This window comes from Sphingomonas sp. R-74633 (genome assembly GCF_013416555.1).
Classification (GTDB): Bacteria; Pseudomonadota; Alphaproteobacteria; order Sphingomonadales; family Sphingomonadaceae; genus Sphingomonas.
The window spans coordinates 282,674-306,537 of record NZ_JACCFG010000004.1 but is presented as its reverse complement, the minus strand read 5'-3'; the positions used below and the strand labels follow the sequence as shown (position 1 = coordinate 306,537).

The following is a 23,864-nucleotide window of genomic DNA, read 5'->3' as shown; positions in this document are numbered from 1 at the left end:
GGAGAAAGCCCATGTGGCGCAATTACGTGACCGTAGGCCTCAGGGCCCTGGCGAAGAACAAGGTCTACGCCTTCATCAACATCTTCGGGCTGGCGATCGGCCTCGCGGCCTGCCTGCTGATCCTGCTCTACGTCCAGTATGAGCGCAGCTACGACAATTGGCTGCCCGAGGGTACGCGCACCTATCAGTTCCAGGTCACCTACAAGAGCAAGTCCACCGGCGAGGGCTATCAGAACCAGGGTTCGCCCTATGTCGCCAAGGCGGCGCTGCTCAAGGATTTCCCGCAGATCGAAAGCGCCGTCTATATGGGTGGGCCGCCGTTGACCCTGCTCAAGGATGGCAATGCGACCCTGATCGACGACGGCCGGCTGGTCGACGGCGCCTTTCTCGACACGATAGCGCTGCCGATGGCCCGCGGCGGCAAGAACGCGCTCTCGCGCCCCGGCACCGTGGTGATGAGCGAGCAGCAGGCGGTGAAGACCTTCGGCACCACCGACGTCGTCGGCCGCACCCTCAGCCTGCTCACCCTCGGCAAGAAGGCCGATTACACCGTCACCGGTGTGTTCAGGGATATTCCGAAGAACTCGCATCTCACCGGGCAGATGTTCGCCCGTGCCGACTTCCCGTCGATGTTCCCCGAGGACAATGGCTATCTCACCAGCTGGGGTTGGACCTCGGGCTGGGTCTATGTGAAGCTGCGCCCCGGCACCGATGTCGCGGTGCTCAATTCCCAGATGGAAGCGTGGAAGAAGCGCAACATCGCGGACGAGACCTTCAACGGCAAGGCCGTCAATGTCGGCGACGAACGTACCTTCGAGCTGAAGGCGGCGCCCGAGATACATCTCGGCAAGGCGACCGGCTCCAGCATGTCCGACAGCAACGACACCCAGACGATCCTCACCTTCGCGGTGATCGCGCTGCTGATCCTCGCAATGGCCTGCATCAACTTCACCAATCTGGCGACGGCGCGTGCCAGCCAGCGCGCCCGCGAAGTGGCGCTGCGCAAGGTGCTCGGCGCCACGCGCCGCCAGCTGATGATCCAGTTCATCGGCGAATCAGTCCTGCTCGCCACCATTGCGATGTTGCTGGCGCTGGCGGTGGTCGAGATCGTGCTGCCCTGGTTCTCCAGCTTCCTCCAGGCCGATATCAAGCTGCACTATTTCGGCAGCGACGGCCTGTTCCTGCCGATGATCGGCCTTGTGCTGCTCGTTGGCGCGGCGGGCGGCCTCTATCCGGCCGTCTACCTCTCGCGCTTCCAGCCGGCGCGCGTGCTCAAGGCGAACAAGTCCGCCGCCGATTCCGAAGGTTCGGGCCGGCTGCGCAGCGCGCTCGTCGTGATCCAGTTCGCGGTTTCGATCGGCCTGATCATCTGCACCGCAGTGATCTATGCGCAGAATGTCTACGCGCGCTCGCTCGACCCGGGCTACAAGCGCGCCGGGCTGATCCAGCTCGCCGGTATCGGCTCCCGGGCGCTCGAGCCCCAGGCCGATGCGCTCACTCGCGCGATTGCCACGGTGCCGGGCGTCGAATCCGCCGGCCGTACCCAGATCGGCGTCGTCACCGGCCAGACCTCGTCCACTTCGGTGGTCGTCCCCGGCCGTCCGGAACCGGTGGATATCGGGGTCTACGGCGTCGATGCCGGCTTCTTCCCCACCATGGGCATCCGCACGGTCGCCGGCCGCGTGTTCGACGAACGTCCGGCCGATGACATGACCACGCCGTTCCCCGAGGTCCCGGAGGCCGAGCGGGCTTTGGTCGCTCGGGGCGGCCATGTCGTGATCAACGAAGCGGGAGCGAAGCGCATGGGCTTCAAGACCGCGCAGGAAGCGGTCGGCAAGACCATCCGCTACGGCGTGAAGGACGAATATGGGGGGATGATGGACCTCACCATCATCGGCGTCGTCGCCGATACGCGCTTCCGCACGGTGAAGACCCCGATCGAGCCGACCACCTTCCTGCTCGACAAGCATAATGTCGGCTGGCTGGTCGCCCGCTTCCACGGCGATCCGCGTGCCGTCCGCGCCGGGATCGAGCAGGTCTGGCACCGCTTCGCTCCCGACGTGCCCTTCGATGCGACCTTTGCCGACGACGTCATCGCCAAGGCCTATGAGCGGCTCGATGCGCGCGGGCAGATGTTCGGCATGTTCGCCCTCCTCGCGGTGATCATCGGCTGTCTCGGCCTGTTCGGCCTCGCCGCCTTCACGGCGGAACGGCGGACCAAGGAGATCGGCATCCGCAAGGTGCTTGGCGCGCGGACCACCGACATCACCCGGCTGCTCGTCTGGCAATTCACCCGGCCGGTGGTGATCGCCAACATCATCGCCTGGCCGATCGCCTGGTGGCTGATGCGCGAGTTCCTCAACACCTTCGACGCGCGCATCGCGCTCACCCCGGTGCCGTTCATCGGCGCGGGCCTGCTCGCGCTGGCCATCGCGGTGCTCACCATCGGCGCCCACGCCTTCCGCGTCGCGCGCACCAATCCGGTTCATGCCCTGCGCTACGAGTAGGCGCGTCAGTTCAGGGTTATGGCGGCGGGCGAGGGGGCAACTCCTCGCCCGCTTTGCTTTGGACAATTCCTCCCCCAGCTTGCTGGGGGAGGGGGACCGCCCGCGCAGCGGGTGGTGGAGGGGCCGCCGCAACACGGCGATGACTCGCCGAGCCCCTCCACCCCGCGACTGCGTCGCGCGGTCCCCCTCCCCGAGACAAGCTCGGGGAGGAACTTTCCATCCCTTCGTCACCCCGGCGAAAGCCGGGGCCCAGGGTTACGCATCCTCACCGCTTGTGACTCTGGATCCCCGCCTGCGCGGGGATGACGGAATGCGGTGAATGAAGGGGGATGGACGGAAATCAGCGGTCCGCTATCCTCCCCGCAAATCCAAAATCGGAGGGGACATGATTCGTATCGCAAAGATCGCCCTGCTGGCAGCAGTAGCGATGACACCGGTGGCATATGCGGCGGTCGAAGTGATCGGCCAGATGAGCCCCGCCGAACCAATCACCAAGGCACGGATCGGGGCGCTGCCCGTCGGGCAGCAGCGCGCCTGGAATGTCTATCTCGATCGCTCGACCGCGCTGATGGCCGCCGACAAGGCCGCGCTCGCCGCCGAGCGCCAGGGCCTGGCCGAGATCCCCGCGCCGCCGCCGTCGGGCAAGTCGGGCGGCAGCGGCATGGCCGCCAATCTCGCCGCCGCCTTCTACGCCACGCCTGAGGCGCGCAAGGTCGCCGACAATATCGTCAGCTTCCAGACGCCCGCCGGCGGCTGGGGCAAGAATGTCGATCGCGACGGGCCGGCGCGCGTGAAGGGCCAGCACTACGTCCCCGTCGAGCATCTCCCCGCCAATGCGCGGACCGGCGATGACGAGGAATGGGCCTATGTCGGCACGATCGACAACAATGCGACCACCTCCGAGCTGCGCTTCCTCGCCCGCGTCCAGTCGATGGCGCCGGGGGCGGAGGGCGACGTCTATCGCGCCGCCTTCCTCAAGGGCGTGCGCTACCTTTTGAATGCGCAGTTTCCGAATGGCGGCTGGCCGCAAATCTATCCGCTCCAGGGCGGCTATCACGACGCGCTCACCTTCAACGACGACGCGCTCTCCTCGGTGGTGAGCGTGCTCGCCGACGTCGCGCGCCGGCAGAACGACTATGGCTTCGTACCCGAACCGCTCGCAGCGGAAGCGAAAGCTGCCTGCAACCGCGCGATCCAGCTGATTTTGAAGACCCAGGTCGTCGTCGACGGCAAGCGCACGGTGTGGGGCCAGCAGCACGACGCCCTGACGCTGGCGCCGGCGGGGGCTCGAAACTTCGAACCGGCCGCTCTGTCCTCGGATGAGAGCGCCGACCTGTTGATCTTCCTGATGAAGCAGGCGGGGCGCTCGCCGTCGGTCGAAGCGGCGATCGGCGATGGCGCCGCCTGGCTCAAGGCGCATGCGGTCTACGGCGTCGCTTTCGAGAAGGGCACCGACGGCCGCAAGCTCGTCCCCAAGCCCGGCGCCGGCCCGATCTGGTCGCGCTACTATGACATCAAGACCGGCAAGCCGATCTTCGGCGACCGCGACCGCAGCATCCACACCGATGTCAACGAGCTGAGCCAGGAGCGCCGCAACGGCTATAGCTGGTACAATAACGGTCCGGCCAAGGCGCTGGCGACTTATGACAAATGGGTGGCGCAGAAATAGGCTGCGCAAACATCCGCGGCCAAAGTGTCCGCAAGTGCTCGCTTCCGCTCTCGCGGCGGCGTTCCACTTGCGGCGCCGCGAACCGGGCTACCCCGTCAACTTGGCAAACTTAGGTGTCCAAACTAGTTCGCTGACTCCAGCGTCTCGCTGGCCCTGAGCCAGGTCGCCTCGGCCTTCTCCAGCTGCGCCTCGACCTCGCCGCGGCGCTTCATCAGCTCGCTCATCGAAAGGGCCTTTAGGGCAGGCGAGGCGACCCCACCCAGCGCCCCATCGACCTCGGCCAAGACCTTCTGAACCTTGGCGATTTCCGCCTCGGCGTCCTTCACTGCCTTGCGCAGCCCGGCCGAAGCCTCGCGCGCCTGGGCAGCGGCGCGGCGCTCTTCCTTCTTGTCCACCGGCGCGGCCGGGGCAGCGCCCGCGGGCTCCTTCCCCGAGATGACGAAGGCGGCATATTCCTCGATCGTCCCGTCGAACTCGCGGGCGGTACCGCCATCGACCAGGAACAGCCGGTCGGCGACCAGCTCGAGCATATGCCGGTCATGGCTGACCAGCACCACCGCCCCCTTGAACTCGGCCAGCGCCTGGACCAGCGCCTCTCGGGTATCGACGTCCAAGTGGTTGGTCGGCTCGTCGAGGATGAGGAGGTGTGGGGCGTTATGGGTGACCAGCGCCAGCGCCAGCCGCGCCCGCTCGCCGCCCGACAATTTCCCGACCTTTGTCAGTGCCTTGTCGCCCGAAAAGCCGAAGCGCCCGAGCTGCGAACGCACCTGCACCGGCGTCGCGCCGCTCTTCATCACCCGGCCCATCGTCTCGATCGGCGTGGCGTCGGGGTCGAGCTCCTCGACCTGATACTGGGTGAAATAGCCGACCGTCAGCTTGGTGGCGGTGGTCATCTCGCCGTCCATGATCGGCAGCTCGCCGGCCATCATCCGGGCCAGCGTGGTCTTGCCGTTGCCGTTGCGGCCGAGCAGCGCGATGCGGTCGTCCGGGTCGAGCCGCAGCCCGAGCCGCGACAGGATCGGCTTGCCCGGCTCATAGCCCACCGAGGCATGATCGAGCGTCAGCAGCGGCGGGCGCAGGCCCACCGGGCTGGGGAAGTCGAAGCGCATGCTGGGGTCCTCGGACACCGCCGCGATCGGCTGCATCCGCTCCAGCGCCTTGACGCGGCTCTGCGCCTGCTTGGCCTTGCTCGCCTTGGCCCGCCAGCGATCGACGAACGCCTGCAGTTTCTCGCGCTCGGCCACCTGCTTCTCGCGCGCCGCCGCCTGCTGGGCGAGCCGCTCGGCCCGCTGCCGCTCGAACGCGTCATAGCCGCCGACATAGAGTGTGGTCTGGCCGCGATCGAGGTGGAGGATATGGTCGGCGACATTGTTGAGCAGGTCGCGCTCGTGGCTGATCAGCAGGATCGTGCCCCGATAGGCGCGCAGGAACCCCTCGAGCCACATCACCGCCTCGAGATCGAGGTGGTTCGAAGGCTCGTCGAGCAACAGGATGTCGGGGTTGAGGAACAGCAGCGAGGCGAGCGCCACGCGCATCCGCCAGCCCCCCGAGAAGCTGTCCATCGGCCGCGCCTGCATCGCCTCGTCAAAGCCCAGGCCCTTCAGAATGCGCCCGGCGCGGGCAGGGGCCTCATAGGCGTCGATCTGGTCGAGCCGCTCATAGATGTGGCCCAGACGATCGGGGTCGTCCTGCGTCTCGGCCTCGAGCAGCAGCGCGGCGCGCTCGGTATCGGCCTCGAGCACGGTGTCGAAGGCGCTGACCGGGCCGCCGGGAGCGTCCTGCCGCAGATAGCCGAAGCGGGCCTGGCGCGGGATGTCGACCGAACCATTGTCGGTCTCGATCATCCCGGCGATTGCCTTCATCAGCGTCGACTTGCCGGCGCCGTTGCGGCCGATGAAGCCGACTCGGGCACGCGGTGGGATCGCGGCGCTGGCGTTCTCGATGATCGCGCGGCCGCCAAGCCGGATGGTGATGTCACGGAAGGAAAGCATGCGCGGGCGCCTAGCAGCAGCGGCGGCAACGCGAAAGCGGCGCGATCCCGATTGCCGCTCACAATGTGGAATTCAATCCCTCTGCCTATGCGGCAGCCGACCGCGACAGTCTCCGATTGCGGACAGGCGGCCATGCAAGCGACAGCTTTTCCACACTTTTCGCTTTCACCAAAAGGTGAAGTACAATTTGCACTTGCCACCGCAGGGGCTCGCCGCTAGGCGGCCTCCTCTGCAATGTGTCGGCGGGAAGTGGCGCAGTCTGGTAGCGCACTGGTCTCGGGGTCCAGGGGTCGCAGGTTCGAATCCTGTCTTCCCGACCATTGCAGCATTTTAGGTAGCAATCGTACTAGCTTGCCGCCCATCTGCATCGATGCGGCATGGCAACGCGAACTTCTAATCTGAATCCGCGCACCCGCTGAATCAGCTTTTCCGCGCGCCCAACATCGCATCGACCGAAACGAACTTCTCGCGGGGTGCGCCGATGCGCGCCGCAGCGATCTCCGCGGCGTCGATCTTCTGCCAGTCGCGGAAGGTCACCACGTCGACCCCGCGCCCTTCGAGCAGCGCATCGAGCCCCGGGCGGCCGGGTTTGCCCGAGCCTTCGCCCAGATCCTCAGCGATCTTCTCGGCAATGGCGAATCCGTCGGGCCGGTTTGTCCCGATCGTCCCCGTCGGCCCGCGCCGCGCCCAGCCCACCGCATAGAGACCCGGCAGCACCCGCCCGTCGAGATTGGCGAATCGCCCGGCCTTGTCGTCATAGGGCACGCCCTCGATCGGCGGGGTGCGATAGCCGATGCAGCTCACCACCAGGCTGGCGGGAATCGCATAGGTCTCGCCGGTGCCGTGCGAACTGCCGTCAAAGCCCAGCGCCGTGCGCTCGACGATCACGCGCTCCACCTTGCCTTCGCCCTCGATTCGCACCGGCATCGCGAAGAAATCGAAGACCACGCGGATCGGCTTTTCGGGCATCCCCTGCGCAAAGCGGCGCAGATGCCCGACCGACTTGCGCTGGCCGGGATCGAGTATGCTGTCGTCCTCCACCGGCGGAAAGTCAGACGGATCGACCACCGGCATCGCGCGGCTGAGCTCCCCCAGTTCGCCCAGCTCCTTGGGCGTCATCGCGATCTGGTGCGGCCCGCGCCGGCCGAGCAGCGTGATCGTGTGGACATGCGAGCCGTGCAGCGCGTCGAGCGCGTGGTTGACGAGGTCCGATCCCTCGAACTCCTCCTCCGCCTTGGCGAGCACCCGGGCGACGTCGAGCGCGACATTGCCATTGCCGATCACCACCGCGGGACCGTCGAGCGGGGGGTGGAGGTCGGCATAGTCGGGATGGCCATTATACCAGCCGACGAACGCCGCCGATCCGACCACGCCGGGCAGGCCGCCGCCGGGAATGTCGAGCTTGCGGTCATGTGGCGCGCCGGTCGCGAGCACCACAGCGTCATAGAGGGTGCGCAACTCGTCGATCGAGACGTCCTTGCCCAAAGTGACATTGCCGACGAAGCGGACATTGTCGGTCAGTGCCACCGCCTCGTAGCGCCGCGAGACCCCCTTGATCGACTGGTGATCGGGCGCCACGCCCGTGCGGATCAGCCCGAAGGGCACGGGCAGCCGATCGATGATATCGACCCGCACGCCGTCACCGAACACCTTCTGGCAGGCCTCGGCAGTATAATAGCCGGCCGGACCTGAACCGATCACCGCGACATGACGCATGGGCCTCTCCTCCCGTGATCCAAGCGGCCAGCGTAGCGGCACGGGCGGGGAGGGCAACCCTCTCGACGGGCGCTGCCGATTGTTGCTAGGCGGTAACGGTGAGCCCAATCGAAGCGACCGCCAGCCTGCTTGGCCTGATCAACGTTTTCCTGGTCGTTCGCCGCAGCATCTGGAACTACCCGTTCGCGCTGGCGATGGTCTCGCTCTACGCGTGGATATTCTTCCACGAGAAGCTCTACAGCGACGCGCTGCTCCAGCTCTTCTTCTTCGTGGTCAATCTCTATGGCTGGTGGAATTGGACGCGATCCCGGGCAGCTAGCGGCGAAGTCGTGGTGGAGACGCTCGGCCCGCGCGAGCGCGCCATTTGGGCTGCCATCGCCGTCTGTGTGATCGCACTATGGGGCTACACGATGCACCGGCTCACCGATGCGGCCTATCCCTGGTGGGACGGCAGCATCGCGGTGCTCAGCATTGCCGCGCAGATCCTTCAGTCGCGTCGCAACTGGGAGAGCTGGGTGCTGTGGATCGCCGTCGATCTGCTCGCCATTCCTTTGTTCGCCGTAAAGGAATTATGGCTTACGGCGGGTCTGTACGGCGTGTTCCTGGTCCTGTCGGCATGGGGCCTGCGCGATTGGTTGAAGGCACGGAAATGAAGCTGCGCTCCATCTGTCTCCACGGCCCCGAGAGCACGGGCAAGTCCACCCTGGCACCGCGAATCGCCGAATATCTCGGCGGTGAGGTCGTCGACGAATATGGCCGCGAATATGCCGAGGCGCGCGGCATCGATTTCACGATGCAGGACCTGCTCGAGATCGCCAAGACGCACGATGCCGGCATGCGCACGATGATCGCGGCGGGATTCAAGCCGCTCGTGCTCGACACCGATCCACTGATGACCGCCGTCTGGGCCGACATGCTGTTCGGCTACCGCGATCCCTGGTTCGACCAGTGGCAGGGCACGGCCGACTTCTATCTGCTGTTCGACATCAACATGCCCTGGCGCGCCGATGGCACGCGCATGTTCGGCACCCCCGAGCTGCGCCAGAAATTCTTCGATCTCTCCCGCGCGGAGTTGAAGCGGCGCGGGGTGCGCTGGGCCCTGGTTTCGGGCGACGGCGAGGAGCGCTATGCCAACGCCATCGCGGCGATCGAGGCCGTCCAGGCGGATTGACGCGCGACTTGTCCACAGCTTGATGCTGCAGGTGCGAAAAATTCCGCAATCCTGTCACAAGCTGTACACAATCAGACCCTAACGGCGCCTCCGAAGGGGGCTGCAAAAGCCTTCGAAAACAAGAATGCCCGGTGTGAGAGCGGCGCGATTCCGAAGGTGGAGTCGCGGCTGTTTGCGCGCGCCGGGCACGCAGCAGGGAAGACCAAGATGAAGATTCAGAAGACGGCCCTCTTCCTGGGCGCCGCGTTCAGCGCGCTCATGATCGGCGGCACTGCGCAAGCGCAGGACACCTCGACCAACACCACTACCGCGAACGACGGTCCCGAGACCGAGATCGTCGTTACCGCAGAGCGTCGCCCCGAAACGCTGCAGAACACCCCGGTCTCGGTCGGCGTGATCGGCGGCCAGGACGCGCGTGACTTCACTGCCGCCGGCGACGACACGCTGCTCGCGCTGTCGGGCAAGGTCCCGAGCTTCTATGCCGAGACGACCACCGGCCGCATCTTCCCGCGCTTCTACATCCGCGGCCTGGGCAATATCGACTTCTACCTGGGCGCCTCGCAGCCCGTGTCGATCATTCAGGACGACGTTGTCCTCGAGCATGTCGTGCTCAAGTCGAACCCGGTCTATGACCTCGATCACGTCGAAGTGCTGCGCGGCCCGCAGGGCTCGCTGTTCGGCCGCAACACCACCGCCGGCATCGTCAAGTTCGACACCGTCCGCCCGTCGCTCGACGGCTTCGATGCGCGCGGCCAGCTGAGCTATGGCAGCTACAACAGCATCAACCTCGACGCCGGCATCGGCGGTCCGATCGCCGACAATGTCGCGATCCGTGTCTCGGGCCTGTTCCAGCACCGCGACGACTATGTCGACAACACCTATTCCGGCGCCAGCGCCGACGGCACCAAGACCCCGCGCAAGAACGCGATGGGCGGTTTCGACGAGCGCGACGCGCGCATCCAGCTGCTGGTCAAGCCGACCGAGGACTGGACCTCGCTCTTCTCGGCGCATGTCCGCAACTATAACGGCACCTCGACCCTGTTCCTCCGCCAGGCGCTGAAGAAGGGCTCGAACGACGTCAGCAACGTCTCGCGCACTACGGTCCGCTTCGACGAGGCGATGGACAATCCGCAGGACTATGACACCTACGGCATGTCGTGGAACAACGCGTTCGACTTCGGCCCGGTCACGTTGACCTCGATCACCGCCTACGAGACCTCGTCGGGCTATAGCCGCGGCGACACCGACGGCGGCGCGGCAGCGGACTTCCCGGTCGGCGGCGTGGCCAACGGCTTCGGCCAGTCGATGGGCCGTCTGGCCGATCTCGACCAGTGGACTCAGGAACTCCGCCTCTCGAGCAACGGTGACGGTGCCTTCAAGTGGCAGGTCGGCGGCATGTACTTCGACAGCCGCGACATCACCGAGTTCTACCAGCGCGCGTGGTTCCTGAACGGCACTGCCCGCAACCCCAACAACTGGGTGCGGCTGCACGACGTCAACACCAGCTGGGCGCTGTTCGGCCAGGCCAGCTACCAGGTGACCCCGAAGTTCCGCCTCACCGCCGGCGTGCGCGTGACCGAGGACACCAAGACCACCGATCTGCTGAAGACCGCTGACACTGCGCTCGGCGCGGTAACCTATCCGGGCCGCCGCCACGTTCGCCTGTCGGACACGCAGCCGAGCTGGGACGTGAGCGCACTCTATGAAGTGAGCAACGACCTGAGCCTCTACGCCCGTGTCGCCCGCGGCTTCCGCGGCCCGACCATCCAGGGCCGCTCGGCGGTATTCAACTCGGACTTCACCACGGCGAATTCGGAGACGATCCTGTCGTATGAGGCCGGCCTCAAGTCGAGCCTGTTCGACAACAAGGTCCGCTTCAACCTGACCGGCTTCTATTACAATGTCGACGACATCCAGCTGAACGGCAACGACGCGAACGGCAACGGCGTGCTGTTCAACGCCGACAAGGCCCAGGCCTATGGTGTCGAAGCCGAACTGAACATTCACCCGGTGCGCAACCTGGCGCTCTCGTTCGGTGCCAGCTGGCTCCACACCGAGATCAAGGACAAGCGCGTCTATGCCCAGGCATGTGCGCTGAACGGCGTGCTCGTCTGCACGGTCAACGATCCGATGGTGACCCGCACCGTGTTCGGCGCCCCGGCCTATTTCGCGCAGATCGACGGCAACCCGCTGCCGAACGCGCCGGAATATAACCTCAACGCCACGGCGCGGTACGACGTGCCCGTCAGCGACAGCGGCAAGGTGTTCATCGCCACCGACTGGAACCTGCAGGGCTACACCAACTACGTGCTCTACAAGACCGACGAGTTCTACTCGAACGGCAACTTCGAAGGCGGTCTGAAGATCGGCTACACCGGCGGCAACGGCCGTTGGGAAGTCGCGGCCTTCGCCCGCAACATCACGAACGAGAAGAACCTCAAGGGCGTGATCGAAAACTATATGGCCGCCGTGCTCAACGAGCCGCGTGTCATCGGCGTGTCGTTGACCGGCCGGACCCGCTAAGCAACCCTCGCTTACCGGCCAGTCAGCCGGGCCCGGTGGATTGCAACCCCACCGGGCCCGTCCCCTTCTGAAAGGCAAGCGCGTCGGCCGTGGCCGCGCCGCTTGCCGTATTGTCGAAGATTATCCAGCTCTCTTCGGCTTCTGTCGCGCGAATGCGTGACAACCAGCGCGCCCGCGCTTCCTCGTCATAGCTTGACCAATAGATGCGCGGGCTACCGTGCAGCCGGAAATAGGCGAGGGCCGGCCATCCGCCGGGTCGTGCCGCCTCCGGCACCGGCGCAGGGTCGGCAGCGACGCGGGTAACGTGGTGTTCGATCAGCAAGGCTTCGACTTCGGACGTGAACCAGCTCGGATGGCGCGGCTCCAGCGCGACGGCGCCCCCGACGATTGCGTTCAGCTCCGCGAAGAAGCGATCCGCCAGCGCGGCATCGAAGGCGAATTTGGGCGGCAACTGTACCAGTACCGGCCCGCGCTTCTTGCCCAGCCCGCCGATCTCCTCGGCAAAGCGCGTGAGCAGCGGCTCGCAATCGACAAACCGCGCCTCATGCGTGATCGCCTTGGGCAGCTTGACGGCGAAGCGGAAACCCTCGGGCACGCTTGCGGCCCAGCGTTCATAGGTCGCGCGGCGATGGGGACGGTAGAAGCTTGAATTGATCTCGGTGGCGTTCAGGCAGCCGGCGTAGCGCGCGAGATTGCTCGCACCCGGCGGGAAGCGATCGCGCACGTCGCGCGGCAGGGCCCAGGCTGCGGTGCCGATGCGGAAGATCATGGCGGTGCAATCCGCCGGGGCGCCTGGGGTTCCTGAAGGGAAGGGGCGGGCGCACGCGGCGCCCGCCCCGGGTTCGCTTAGTTCGAAGGGGCCAGCTTGGTGTTCAGCACCCAGCCGACATTGTCGTTCTCGTCGGCAACTTCCCACCATAGGCCGTTCTTGTTGCCTGTCGGATAGACGATGCCGCCCACCGGGATGGTGCGGATGATCTTGCCGGTGGCGGCCGGCGCGCTGCGCATCGCGACAGGGGCCTGTGCGGTGAAGGTCTTCATCGGCGCCGCCTGCGCGGTGCCGGCATCGCCCGGGCGGACCAGGCCCAGCTCGTCGACCATCTTGGAATAGGCCTGGATGAAGGACAGCGTCACGATCTTGCCGATGTCGGTATTCTCATAGCCGCCACCGACTGCGCCCGCGGCGCCGCCGAAGAAGCCCAGGCCGCCAGCGGCGCCGAATGAGATGTCGTTCTTCGCCGCATAGCCGTCCTGCACCGAGATCGTCTCGGTGGTGCGGACATTGGTGAGCGAGAGCACCGTGTTCGCCTCGAGCTTGCGTGACTTGATACCGCCGCCGATCGCCGCGCCGGTACGGCCGCCGAGCAGACCGCCAATCGCGCCGCCGACATTGCTGCCGCTCGAATTGCTGTTCGCGCCCGCCACTTCGGCGACGAGGACATAGTCGGCTGCCTTGATCTGGCCCTGGCCGACATTGGAGCCGCGCTGCATACCCAGGCCGCCGCCAATGTCACGCTCGCGGGCCGCTGCCTGAAGACCGGTACCGCGATCGACGATGTTGAAGCAGCCCGAGCGCTGGACGAGCACGCGCAGCAGCTTGGCTGGCGGGGCGAGCTGATACTGGGTCCAGCCGCGGGGATCGTCGCCATCGACGATCGAGAGCGTGCCGAGTTTGCGCGTGCAGTGCGGCACGTCATTGGCAGCGGCATCCTGCAGCTTCTGGCCCGAGCTCGGCTTAGCCTGCCTCTGGGCATAGGCCTGGCCGGAACCGAGCAGCGCGGCCGAAGCCATCAGAGTCTTTACGAGCAACGCGGTCTTCGAGGTCATGTTCCCCCTCTCTTTTTGGAACCGCGGCCCGGATAGCGGCAAAAGCGCTCCACGGGAATTGCGCAGGGCGCAACTGGGGATGTTTCGAGCGCTTTGGCTTTCGCGTGCAAGCTGCTAACGGGCGCGGATTATGGCGACCGAACTTTCCAAGATCCGCAATTTCTCGATCATCGCGCACATCGACCACGGCAAGTCGACCCTGGCCGACCGGCTGATCCAGCGCACCGGCGGGCTCACCGATCGCGAGATGTCCGCGCAGGTGCTCGACAATATGGACATCGAGAAGGAGCGTGGCATCACCATCAAGGCGCAGACCGTGCGCCTCGAGTGGAAGGGCCATGTCCTCAACCTGATGGACACGCCGGGGCATGTCGACTTCGCCTATGAGGTGAGCCGCAGCCTCGCCGCCTGCGAAGGCGCGCTGCTCGTCGTCGATGCGGCGCAGGGCGTCGAAGCGCAGACGCTCGCCAATGTCTACCAGTCGATCGAGCATGACCATGAGATCATCCCGGTCATCAACAAGATCGATCTCCCCTCGGCCGAACCCGAAAAGGTGCGCCACGAGATCGAGGAGATCATCGGCATCGACGCCTCCAACGCCGTGCTTGCCTCGGCCAAGTCGGGCATCGGCATCGACGAGATCCTCGACGCCGTCGTCGAGCGCATCCCGGCGCCCAAGGGCGATGCCGACGCGCCGCTGAAGGCGATGCTGGTCGACAGCTGGTACGACCCCTATCTCGGCGTCGTCATCCTGGTCCGCGTCATCGACGGGACGATCAGGAAGGGCCAGCAGATCAAGTTCATGGCCGCGGGCACCACCCACCTGATCGACCGCGTCGGCGCGTTCACGCCCAAGATCGAGCAGCTGCCCGACCTGGGCCCGGGCGAGATCGGCTTCATCACCGCGCAGATCAAGGAAGTCGCGCAGGCCCGCGTCGGCGACACGCTGACCGACGCGAAGCGGCCCGCGCTCGAGGCGCTGCCGGGCTTCAAGGAAGTCCAGTCGGTGGTGTTCTGCGGCCTGTTCCCGGTCGATGCCAACGACTTCGAGAAGCTGCGCGAGAGCATCTCGAAGCTGCGCCTCAACGACGCCAGCTTCTCGTTCGAGATGGAAACGTCGGCGGCGCTGGGCTTCGGCTTCCGCTGCGGCTTCCTCGGCCTGTTGCACCTGGAGATCATCCAGGAGCGGCTGATGCGCGAATATGATCTCGATCTCATCACCACCGCGCCGTCGGTGGTCTATCAGATCGAGCTGACGCATGGCGGCGGGCATATCGAGCTGCACAACCCGGCCGACATGCCCGATCCGAACAAGATCGAGAGCATCGCCGAACCCTGGATCCAGGCCGTGATCTATGTGCCGGACGAGTATCTCGGCTCGGTCTTGAAGCTGTGCCAGGACCGGCGCGGCATCCAGAAGAACCTGACCTATGTCGGCGGCCGGGCGCAGGCGACCTATGAACTGCCGCTCAATGAGGTCGTCTTCGATTTCTACGACCGGCTGAAGTCGCTGTCCAAGGGCTATGCCAGCTTCGACTATGAGCAGATCGGCTATCGCGACGGCGATCTGGTCAAGATGGGCATCCTCGTCAACGAGGAGCCGGTCGATGCGCTCAGCATGATCGTCCACCGCTCGACCGCCGAGGTGCGCGGCCGCGGCATGGTCGAGCGGCTGAAGGAACTCATCCCGCGCCACCTGTTCAAGATCCCGATCCAGGCGGCGATCGGCGGCAAGGTGATTGCCCGCGAGACGATCAGCGCGATGCGCAAGGACGTGACTGCCAAATGCTATGGCGGCGACGCCACCCGCAAGCGCAAGCTGCTGGACAAGCAGAAGAAGGGCAAGGCGAAGATGCGCGAGTACGGCTCGGTGTCGATCCCGCAGGAGGCGTTTATCGCTGCGCTCAGGATGGGCGAGGAATAGGGCGGGTTAGCGCTTCAGCTTAGGTGGTTCAGGCGACGTGGATGATACGTCGTTTGTGGACTTGTCTTGGGATAGGCCGTAGACTCGAATGCTGTTAGCCAAAGACAACTGAGCTTCTACGTAGTAGAAGAATGTAGCATTGAAAGCGAAACAATGTCAAAGTCGCTTTCCACCGCGTCACGGTCAATGAGCCCCTAAGTGAGATAACGACAGCGTCGCGCGAATAACGGCATCTGACCAATTGATAATGACTGTCGAGAAGATCTCTCGATGGCGTAGTTTCATAGCAATGCACTTGGCCTAGGATAGGCTAACTTAGAATCGCACAAGTTTCGGGGGATGCGTGTGGCGCAAAACACTGAAAAGCCCAGCTATGTTCGAACGCAAGTCATAGAAAAAACCATCCGAACTGACAGTCAGCTAGGTGCCGCAGTCACCAACAATGTCGGCTTGGTACTCTCTAGCGCAGCATGGCCCATTGCCATGGTTGTAATAGCGCATCTTTTCCGGTTGGAATTGACGGCTATGCTCGCACGCGTGCGAAGCTTCAAAGCGCTAGGCGTCGAAGCGTCACTGGACGCTTTCATACAGGAGAACTTATCGCCGGTACCGGTAGAAGATGTTGCAGAACCGGCTGATGAGGCAGTAGCACCGCTCCAAGCACTTTCGCCGCTAGAGGCGATTATTACGTCTTGGCTGGAGGTCGAGAAGGCGCTTGATGTGGTCGTGGGACGCCTCTCTTCGTCTGGCGCCAAGTCGTCCATTCGGTCACGCTTGGACTCTCTTACTCGCCACCCCAACGCACCGACGGCACTCCAAGATCGCATCGCGGAACTTTGGAATATCCGAAATCGGCTAATCAATAATCCGTCGGTAATGATTTCCGAAGATTCAACTCGTTTATATCAAGAGAACGCAAATCGGGCCGTTAAGGAATTAGCCAACCTAGTCTCTATTTAGCCCCCCGACGGTGCCCCACAGCGGGTCATTAGATGCCCTAAGTTCGTTGAGGATTTCGTGCATGCGGCCGGCCTGTGATCGGACGGGTGTATATACCGTGCCTTCATCGCCCTTGAATGTGCCCAATATGTCCTCTCGAACCAGAAGATTTAGAATCTTGCTTGCCATTTTGCTTGATGCGCCACTTCCAAATCCGCGAAGCAATGCATCTTCCTTTCTGCCCGTACCTTTCTGGAAGAATATTTTCTTAATGATCGCCACCAAGATTTCGTGAGCCATGTCTAGGCCAGCAACGCGTATCTTGGACACCGTTTGAACAGAATCAAACTCATCAACGGAGTCAAGTTTCGCCCAAGAGGGTAATCCCTCAAAAGAAGAAACGCCCGCTACACTCCCTGCAGATGACGATAAAATTGAAACTGATGTCGGCGCATGACTCGGTAAAACTAGTTGCTCGATCACGCTTTCACTAATGGTAAGCTTACTAGCTTCGGATAGTTCAAAATTTATATTTCCGAATACGGCGCCCTTGATATGCACCCCGCCAAAGTCGATCTTGGGTGATCCCGTATGGAGAAATGAGGAAGCCAAGTCCGCCGCCAGTACGGCGTTTAGCGCCGTTGATGCGCGGGTCATGAGCGACATGAAGGCATCAGCGCGTCGTGCAACGTGTAGCGCGAGCACTCGCTGGCCTAAGACCCCCAGCGGATTGATCCATTGCTCATCGAGGGCCCGTGAGCGCACCGCCTCCGAAACCTGAGGAAGGCGCGCGATATCGCGCGCCCGCAGTCCGTCGAGAATATACATATCAACGAATTGCCGGTCGGTTGACTCTGCTCCAATCCGCCCGAGGCTCGGAAGTCGTTGGAGCATCACGGAGGCATCTTCGGTCGGCGGCTGGCCCACGGCAGTCTCGAATGCCATCTGCAAATCGCGAAGACTAAACGGACCTACGGTCATCTGCTTGTTACGGCTCTGGCGAGCCAACTCGATGTAAACGGCGAGGATGATATCTGGATCAAAAGAGTCGTTAATACGAGAATCTCTTTTACAAACAACTTTGATAAAATATTCCCAGAATTCTGCCTCGTGGCTTTGCTCGCTGAACATTCGCCCAATATCATCGGATTCCAGCTGTGCGATCGTTTGGCAAATTAGGGGGCGCCGAGGTAGCCAATTTGGCAAAGCAACATGAATTTGCGCCGCTTCGAAGTAATCTTCCATTTGTTCAACAGTAAATTCTTCATCCACGTGAAGAAGTAATAGATTTGTTTGATTAAGCCCCAGTGCCGCTACCATCTCTTCAAACGAAGAGAAATAGTGCTCCCGTCCGGCTATCAGGCAACCGCGCCCGCTATTGGCGACGATATCGCGAACCCCCTGTAGGGCGACCGCTCGGAGGGCTCTGAGCTTATCCTCGTCAGCACTCCAAGCTTGCGATCCCATTTCATCGAAGCCGTCGAGCAGGAATGTGCCAGAGTGACGTCTAAATACCCTGACTGCCTGACTTTCGATTTCGTCAAGAGAAAGCCTCGTTATATGCCGCCTGAGAATCTCTTCGCCAGTCTGCATGCCCCAACATTCCCTAAGATTAACTGCGAACGGAAATGCTAGAGTGTCGCCCCAACGTCTAGCTAATTCTGAGTATACTTCTGCGATGCAACGACTTTTTCCACTTCCGTATTCTCCGAGGAGGACAACAATTTTTCCAGAGAGAATTTGATCTGCAATTTCAGAAGCCTTATAGGATTTTCCAAAATCTCTATTTTTGTACTGGACTGGAACATATGCAATTCTATCAATTTCACCGGTTTGCGGATCGACGGCGCTCCCAAACGGCGCAGCCTGTCGAGCTCGAAAATACTTATCATATTCAATAAGCATTGCCGCAAAGCTGCTTACTGAAAGAACAAGCACGCCACCAGTTTCAGCGATGGCCACTAATTGTGATGAGGCATTGCCACGCACCACGACGAGCGCTTTGAAGTAGCGTCCTGATGCCAAAATCTCCTTTCGAAGCGCTACCATCTTGCTGATGATTGGCTCCAAGGTAGTCTTATTGGCGTCTTTGGCGCATGCGGCGCCTATAACGTAATCTGGTCCCTGCTCAGCATACGCGTCGAGGTCGATGTGCTTAAAAGACTTCGGTTCCATACTCACGCCAAAGACGCGAGATCCGATGTCACGGACCTGATCTGCGAAGCTGTCCCAAACTAGCGTCATATTGCCCCCTAACGATCGCAGCGTAGGTGGCCCAGACCGTCAACGCAAGGAAGTCAGGAGCGCATACGATGTGCGCTTGTCGAGAGCTTGGCGCCTTTCCAGCTCCGCTGCTTGAGCAATAACGTCTGAAAGTGGCCTCAAGCAAACCAACCGGACGAGCCCCAATATTGATGCTGGCTACGTTTTCCTTGCGCCAGGAGCGCATTGCCGCTGCATCCGCCGCCATTGTGTGCCTAAGGCTAGCCTTTCCCCGCCGCAGCCTCACTACGAAAACACTTAATCTCAGCACTTATATTATACTAGCCGACGGCATCACCCGCGCCCCTCCTTCCACGCCTTCCATCCCTCCTCGGTAGCCGCCGCCTCCCACTCCGCCTGCACCTCGGCGATCCGGCGCTCGCAGTCGCGTTTCGCCTTGCCGCGTTCCAACAGTGTGGGTCCGCCCTCTGACCAGTCGGCAGGCGCGGTGTCGCCCAGCGGCACGGCCGGGCGTAGCGGTTCGCCGGTCCGCTCCCAGATTGCGCGGCGGGTGTCGTCGAGCCAGCGGCTGGTACTGCTTGCCCAGCGCTCGGGCTTGTCGCGGGCGCGGACGACATTGGTCCAGGCCTCGATCAGCTGCATGCCGCGACCACCGCAATCGAGGATCAGCTCGATATGGGTGAGCTGGCGCAGCGTATAGTCGGCGGCGACGACCTCGCCGGCGAGGCGGTGCTGGCGCTCGGCCTGGACCTTGAAGATGTAGCGCTTGAGGACCTCGTCGAGCCAGGCCTGGTCCTCCTTGCTCTCGCCCGGCGGGGCGGCGGCGTCCGCCGCCTCGGCCTCGGCGCGCTCGCGGCAGACGGGGCAGTTCTCGGCGGCCTCGCGCGCGACGGTGTCTGGGTGGCGGGTGCCGCGCGGGAGCGGCGTCGGGTCGTAGCGGGCGGGGAGATGGTGCTTGAGCAGGAACATCAGCAGCCGGTCATTATACCAGCGCTTCTCGCCGCATTGCTCGCCCTTGTAGTAGATCGGGATGGGCACGCCGTCGAACGCACGTTCGAGCGCGACATCGACCAGCGCCTGGACGCCGTGATCGAGCGCGGCGGTCCAGGCGGCGCGGAACTCCTCGGCGCCGGGCTGGCGGCGCAGATAATAGGCGCCCTCGGGGCTCATGTTGATACGCCTGGCCGCGTGCTTGACCGAGCCGGTGTCGGCAAGCGCGTCGATAAAGGCGCGCTGGCGCTCGGCGGTCCAGCCGTCGACGCGGTATTTGCGGGGGACCGGCGTAAACTCCGGCACGATCGGTTTGCTCGGGACTCGGTTTTGCATACAGTCAGGAATGAACCAAATAGGTTCGTGTAGGAAAGCGGTATCTGCACCGCTTTGCAGGTTTGCGAACCCGGATGGGCCTGGCCGGGAGGTGGTTTTGTCGCGGGACTGTCATCGCGCCGTCGCACTGCGTTTATAGACGGCCGGCTCCGGCGAAGAAGGGGATCCCATGTTGCTTGCCACGCTGATGCTGCTCCAGACCGTGCCTGCCGCGCAGGACGTGCCGACCGCGCAGGTGCAGGCGATGGGCGAGACGGTGGCGGTGGCGAGCCTCGAGGATGCGGCGGACGATCCCGCGATCTGGCGCAACCCGCGCGATCCTGCGGCCAGCCTGATCGTCGCGACCGACAAGAAGGCCGGGCTCAACGTCTATGACCTGTCGGGCAAGCTGCGCTCGTCGCTGGCGGCGGGGCGGGTGAACAATGTCGACCTGCGCGCCTGGGGCGGGCAGGTGATCGTCGCGGCGAGCGACCGCAACGACAAGGCGAATGCGAAGCTGGCGCTCTATGCGCTCGATACCCGGGCGGCGGCGCTCCGCGAGATCGGGCGCTTCGATGCGGGGGCGGGCGAGGCGTACGGCCTGTGCATGTATGCGCCGCGCGGCGGCCGGCTCCATGCGTTCGTCGTCAAGAAGGACGGCACGATTGTGCAGATGGAGATCCTGCGCGAGGGCGGGGCGATCAAGGCGGACCGGGTGCGGACGATGAAGCTCGCCAGCCAGTCGGAAGGCTGTGTGGCGGACGACCGGACGGGCGCGCTGTTCGTCGGCGAGGAGGATGTCGGCGTGTGGCGCTTCGGGGCGAACCCGCGCGATGCCGTCGCCGGTGAGAAGGTGATCGCGGCGGACGGGCAGCGTCTCGTGGCGGATGTCGAAGGCGTGGCGATTGCGGCGGAGGGCGCGCGCGGCGGCTATCTGGTCGTGTCGAGCCAGGGCGACAGCGCCTATGGGCTGTGGCGGCTGCGCGACATGGCCTATGCCGGGCGCTTCCGGATCACCGCGGGTACGTTCGGCGCGACGAACGAGACCGACGGCATCGAAGTCTCCACCGCGGGCTTCGGGCCTAGGCTGCAGGGCGGGCTGATGCTGGCGCAGGACGGCGACAACGCGCCGGCCGCGCAGAATTTCAAGCTGGTCCGCTGGGCCGATGTCCGCAAGGCGCTTGGTCTGAAGTGAGGGCCTTGCCTCGCTGGCTGGCGGGTGTCAGGCAGGGGGCATGACAGACAGGCGGATCGACCGGCGCGCGGTGCTGGCGGGGATGGGCGTCGCGGTACTGGCCCCGCGGCTGGCGCTTGCGGCGGCGCGGGCGCCCCTGGTGCTGGCGGCGGCGAGCCTGCAGGAATCGATGACGGCGGCGGCGAGCGCCTGGGCGGGCAAGGGGCATGCCCGGCCGGTCTGCTCGTTCGCGGCGAGCTCGGCGCTGGCGCGGCAGATCGCGGCGGGCGCGGCGGCGGATCTGTTCGTCTCGGCCGACGAACCGTGGATGGATGATATCGCGAAGCGCGGGCTGATCGTGCCGGGCACGCGGGCCTCGTTCCTGGGCAACCGGCTGGTGGTGGTGCGGCCCAGGGGCGCGCGGGGCGATGCCGGGCCGCGGGTGCCGCTCGCCCGGCTGCTCGGCGGGGGAGCGCTGGCGCTGGCCGATCCGGATGCGGTGCCGGCGGGGAAATATGCCCGGGCCTCGCTGCAGAAGCTGGGAGCATGGGACGCGGTGTCCCCACGGGTGGTGCGCGGCGAGAGCGTGCGCGCGGCGCTGGCGTTTGTCGAGCGCGGGGCGGCGCCGTTCGGGATCGTCTATGCCACCGATGCGCGCGCCTCGGCGCTGGTCGAAGTGGTGCGGGTGCTGCCGGACGACAGCCATCCGCCGATCCGTTATCCGCTTGCGCGCCTCAAAACCGCGAGCAGCCCCGACGCCGAGCCCTTCCGCCGCTTCCTGCTGAGCGGCGAGGGCAGGGCGATCTTCAGGCGCTTCGGCTTCCTGCCGCTGTGACGCCCGAGCTCTGGGGCATCATCTGGCTGTCGCTCAAGGTGGGCGGGGTGGCGGTGCTGGCGTGCCTGCCGGTGGCGTTTGCGCTGGCCTGGCTGCTGGCGCGAGGGCGGTTTCCGGGGAAATTGCTGCTCGACGGGATCGTGCATTTGCCCCTCGTCGTGCCGCCGGTGGTGACCGGGTGGCTGCTGCTGCTCGCCTTTGCACCGGGCGGGCCGATCGGGAGCTGGCTGGAGAGCTGGTTCGGCGTATCGGTGCTGTTCCGCTGGACGGGCGCGGCGATTGCGAGCGCGGTGATGGCGTTGCCGCTGATGGTGCGCGCGATGCGGCTGTCGATCGAGGCGGTCGACCAGCGGCTCGAGCAGGCGGCGGCGACGCTGGGGGCGGGGCGCTGGCGGGTGTTCGCGAGCGTGACGCTGCCGCTCAGCCTGCCGGGGATCCTCGCCGGGCTGGTGCTCGGCTTCGCGCGGGCGCTGGGCGAGTTCGGGGCGACGATCACCTTTGTCTCCAACGTGCCCGGCGAGACGCAGACGCTGCCGCTCGCCATCTATGCCGCGTTGCAGACGCCGGGCGGCGAGGGGCAGGTGCTGCGGCTGGCGGGCATTTCGGTGCTGTTGTCGCTCGGCGCGCTGCTCGCCTCTGAACTGATCGCCCGGCGCGCGGGCAGGGGGCTGCATGTCCTTTGACCTCGACCTGAGCAAACGGCTGGGGGAGGCTGAGATCGCCTGCCGGATCGAGGCGGGCGCAGGACTCACCGTGCTGTTCGGACCCTCGGGGGCGGGCAAGACGACGATCCTCAACATGGTCGCCGGGCTGGTCGAGCCCAACGCCGGGCATGCCCGGGTGCGCGGCGAGACGTTGTTCGAGGCGGCGGCGGGGATCGACCTGCCCGTGGCCGAGCGGCGCGCGGGCTATGTCTTCCAGGAGCCGCGATTGTTTCCCCACCTCAGGGTACGCGCCAACCTGCTTTATGGCTGGCGTGAAGGCGGGCTCGACGTCGACGAGACGATCGCGCTGCTCGGTATCGCGCATCTGCTTGATCGCTGGCCGCGCACGCTGTCGGGCGGCGAAGCGCGGCGGGTGGCGATCGGGCGGGCCTTGCTCTCAAACCCGCGCTTCCTGCTGCTCGACGAGCCGCTGTCCTCGCTCGACCGGGCGAGGCGCGAGGAAATCATGGCGTTGATCGAGCGGCTGCGCGACACGATGCAGCTGCCGATCCTGATGGTGACGCACGACCGCGAGGAAGCGGCGCGGCTCGGCACGCGGATCGTGGAGATCTAGGCTTCGAGCTGCGGTTCGTAGAGGCGGAAGGCCACGCCTTCGCTGCGCTTGGCGGCATACAGCGCCAGATCGGCGCGGCGAGTAAGCTCGGTGGGCGCCAGCTTCTCGGCGCGCGACAGGGCGATGCCGATGCCGGTGCCGACATGGAGCGTGCGCCCGTCGACGAAGACCGGCCGGGCGATGCTGCTCGCGAGCCGGCCGGCGATCGCCTTCGCGATCTCCGGATCGGCCAGGCCCGGCGCGATCACCGCGAATTCGTCGCCGCCCAGCCGCGCGGCGGTGTCGCCCTCGCGCACCGCGCCGGCGATACGATCGGCGATCACTCGCAGCAGCGCATCGCCGGTGGCGTGGCCATGCGTGTCGTTGATCGCCTTGAAGCCGTTGAGATCGAGCATCAGCACTGCGTGGAGACCGCTCGGCGCCAGGTCGCCCAGCGCCTCGTCGAATGCGCGGCGATTGGGCATGCCGGTGAGTGGGTCGTGAAAGCCGAGGTCGCGGGCGTCGCGTTCGGCGCGCAGGCGCTTGGTGCGTTCGCGCAGCCGGCCGCGATGCTGGTTCAGCCCGAAGCCGAACAGCATCAGGATCAGTGTGGAGCCATAGAGCAGGAACTCGTCGAGCTCGATCCGCATCCGGCGCCCAGCGATCGTGCCGCCTTCGTCCTGGAACAGGTCGAGCGCGAAGATGCCGTACAGGCCGGCAAGCGCGGCGAGCACGACAAGGGCCAGCCCCCGATTGAACAGCAGCGCGCGAATCCCGGCATCCATAAGCGGGATTTTGCGGTG

The 23,864-nt window shown here is 64.8% G+C and carries 18 protein-coding genes and 1 tRNA gene; 12 read left to right on the top strand and 7 right to left on the bottom strand.

All coding sequences use genetic code 11. From position 1 onward, the window contains the following. The first annotated feature begins 11 nt into the window (after positions 1–11). Together HZY97_RS14830 and pelA are read left to right on the top strand one after the other, a co-directional pair. The gene (locus HZY97_RS14830; protein WP_180145281.1) at positions 12–2,507 is read left to right on the top strand and encodes an FtsX-like permease family protein; all 2,496 of its coding nucleotides are present in this window, start codon (positions 12–14) and stop codon (positions 2,505–2,507) included. A 385-nt stretch (positions 2,508–2,892) separates the two neighbouring features. Next, positions 2,893–4,176 (top strand): pectate lyase, encoded by a 1,284-nt coding sequence (pelA, locus tag HZY97_RS14825; RefSeq protein ID WP_180145278.1) that lies wholly within the window; start codon positions 2,893–2,895, stop codon positions 4,174–4,176. A gap of 122 nt (positions 4,177–4,298) precedes the next feature. On the opposite strand, the gene HZY97_RS14820 is transcribed toward pelA, so the two are convergent. Next, positions 4,299–6,167, bottom strand: a complete 1,869-nt coding sequence (locus HZY97_RS14820) for an ABC-F family ATP-binding cassette domain-containing protein (protein ID WP_180145275.1) — start codon at positions 6,165–6,167, stop codon at positions 4,299–4,301. A gap of 243 nt (positions 6,168–6,410) precedes the next feature. Here HZY97_RS14820 and HZY97_RS14815 point away from each other — a divergent pair. Beyond that, a tRNA-Pro gene (locus HZY97_RS14815) sits at positions 6,411–6,487 on the top strand. Between the two features lie 100 nt (positions 6,488–6,587). Here HZY97_RS14815 and HZY97_RS14810 read toward each other — a convergent pair. Beyond that, on the bottom strand, positions 6,588–7,883 hold the full coding sequence (locus tag HZY97_RS14810) for an FAD-dependent oxidoreductase (RefSeq protein ID WP_180145272.1): 1,296 nt from the start codon (positions 7,881–7,883) through the stop codon (positions 6,588–6,590). A gap of 98 nt (positions 7,884–7,981) precedes the next feature. On the opposite strand from HZY97_RS14810, the gene pnuC reads away from it, so the two are divergent. The 3 genes from pnuC (at position 7,982) to HZY97_RS14795 (ending at position 11,577) form a co-directional block, all read left to right on the top strand. Continuing rightward, complete coding sequence (gene pnuC / locus HZY97_RS14805; RefSeq protein WP_180145269.1) at positions 7,982–8,536, top strand: nicotinamide riboside transporter PnuC; 555 nt, start codon at positions 7,982–7,984, stop codon at positions 8,534–8,536. Continuing rightward, a complete protein-coding gene (locus HZY97_RS14800; protein WP_180145264.1) occupies positions 8,533–9,054 on the top strand; it encodes an AAA family ATPase in 522 nt (173 codons plus the stop codon). Before pnuC ends, HZY97_RS14800 begins: the two co-directional genes overlap by 4 nt. Before the next feature lie 207 nt (positions 9,055–9,261). After that, positions 9,262–11,577, top strand: coding sequence for a TonB-dependent receptor (locus HZY97_RS14795; protein WP_180145261.1), 2,316 nt, complete (start codon positions 9,262–9,264; stop codon positions 11,575–11,577). Between the two features lie 22 nt (positions 11,578–11,599). On the opposite strand, the gene HZY97_RS14790 is transcribed toward HZY97_RS14795, so the two are convergent. After that, complete coding sequence (locus tag HZY97_RS14790; protein WP_180145258.1) at positions 11,600–12,346, bottom strand: DUF72 domain-containing protein; 747 nt, start codon at positions 12,344–12,346, stop codon at positions 11,600–11,602. A 77-nt stretch (positions 12,347–12,423) separates the two neighbouring features. After that, the gene (locus HZY97_RS14785) at positions 12,424–13,404 is read right to left on the bottom strand and encodes a CsgG/HfaB family protein (protein ID WP_180145255.1); all 981 of its coding nucleotides are present in this window, start codon (positions 13,402–13,404) and stop codon (positions 12,424–12,426) included. Between the two features lie 130 nt (positions 13,405–13,534). Between HZY97_RS14785 and lepA the strand changes: the two genes are divergently transcribed. Next, positions 13,535–15,328 carry a translation elongation factor 4 gene (gene lepA / locus HZY97_RS14780; RefSeq protein ID WP_180145252.1) on the top strand — a complete coding sequence of 598 codons (1,794 nt, stop codon included), beginning with the start codon at positions 13,535–13,537 and terminating at the stop codon, positions 15,326–15,328. A gap of 339 nt (positions 15,329–15,667) precedes the next feature. Continuing rightward, a complete protein-coding gene (locus tag HZY97_RS14775) occupies positions 15,668–16,288 on the top strand; it encodes a hypothetical protein (protein ID WP_180145250.1) in 621 nt (206 codons plus the stop codon). Here HZY97_RS14775 and HZY97_RS14770 read toward each other — a convergent pair. Both HZY97_RS14770 and HZY97_RS14765 read right to left on the bottom strand, forming a co-directional pair. After that, the gene (locus HZY97_RS14770; protein WP_180145247.1) at positions 16,274–18,511 is read right to left on the bottom strand and encodes an NACHT domain-containing protein; all 2,238 of its coding nucleotides are present in this window, start codon (positions 18,509–18,511) and stop codon (positions 16,274–16,276) included. The two genes, HZY97_RS14775 and HZY97_RS14770, sit on opposite strands and share 15 nt — an antisense overlap. A gap of 312 nt (positions 18,512–18,823) precedes the next feature. Then, a complete protein-coding gene (locus HZY97_RS14765; RefSeq protein ID WP_180145244.1) occupies positions 18,824–19,816 on the bottom strand; it encodes a hypothetical protein in 993 nt (330 codons plus the stop codon). Between the two features lie 169 nt (positions 19,817–19,985). On the opposite strand from HZY97_RS14765, the gene HZY97_RS14760 reads away from it, so the two are divergent. From HZY97_RS14760 to HZY97_RS14750, 4 genes are read left to right on the top strand one after another with little or no spacing between them, the layout of a single operon-like run. Next, entirely contained in the window at positions 19,986–20,990 is a 1,005-nt protein-coding gene (locus HZY97_RS14760; RefSeq protein ID WP_180145241.1) for a phytase, read from the top strand. Between the two features lie 40 nt (positions 20,991–21,030). After that, positions 21,031–21,804, top strand: coding sequence for a molybdate ABC transporter substrate-binding protein (modA, locus tag HZY97_RS21005; protein WP_257215089.1), 774 nt, complete (start codon positions 21,031–21,033; stop codon positions 21,802–21,804). Then, positions 21,801–22,487, top strand: coding sequence for a molybdate ABC transporter permease subunit (gene modB / locus HZY97_RS14755; protein ID WP_373684379.1), 687 nt, complete (start codon positions 21,801–21,803; stop codon positions 22,485–22,487). Before modA ends, modB begins: the two co-directional genes overlap by 4 nt. Beyond that, the gene (locus HZY97_RS14750) at positions 22,477–23,082 is read left to right on the top strand and encodes an ATP-binding cassette domain-containing protein (protein ID WP_180145235.1); all 606 of its coding nucleotides are present in this window, start codon (positions 22,477–22,479) and stop codon (positions 23,080–23,082) included. Before modB ends, HZY97_RS14750 begins: the two co-directional genes overlap by 11 nt. Here the strand turns inward: HZY97_RS14750 and HZY97_RS14745 are convergent. Beyond that, positions 23,079–23,846 (bottom strand): GGDEF domain-containing protein, encoded by a 768-nt coding sequence (locus tag HZY97_RS14745; RefSeq protein ID WP_180145232.1) that lies wholly within the window; start codon positions 23,844–23,846, stop codon positions 23,079–23,081. The two genes, HZY97_RS14750 and HZY97_RS14745, sit on opposite strands and share 4 nt — an antisense overlap. Positions 23,847–23,864: the final 18 nt, after the last annotated feature.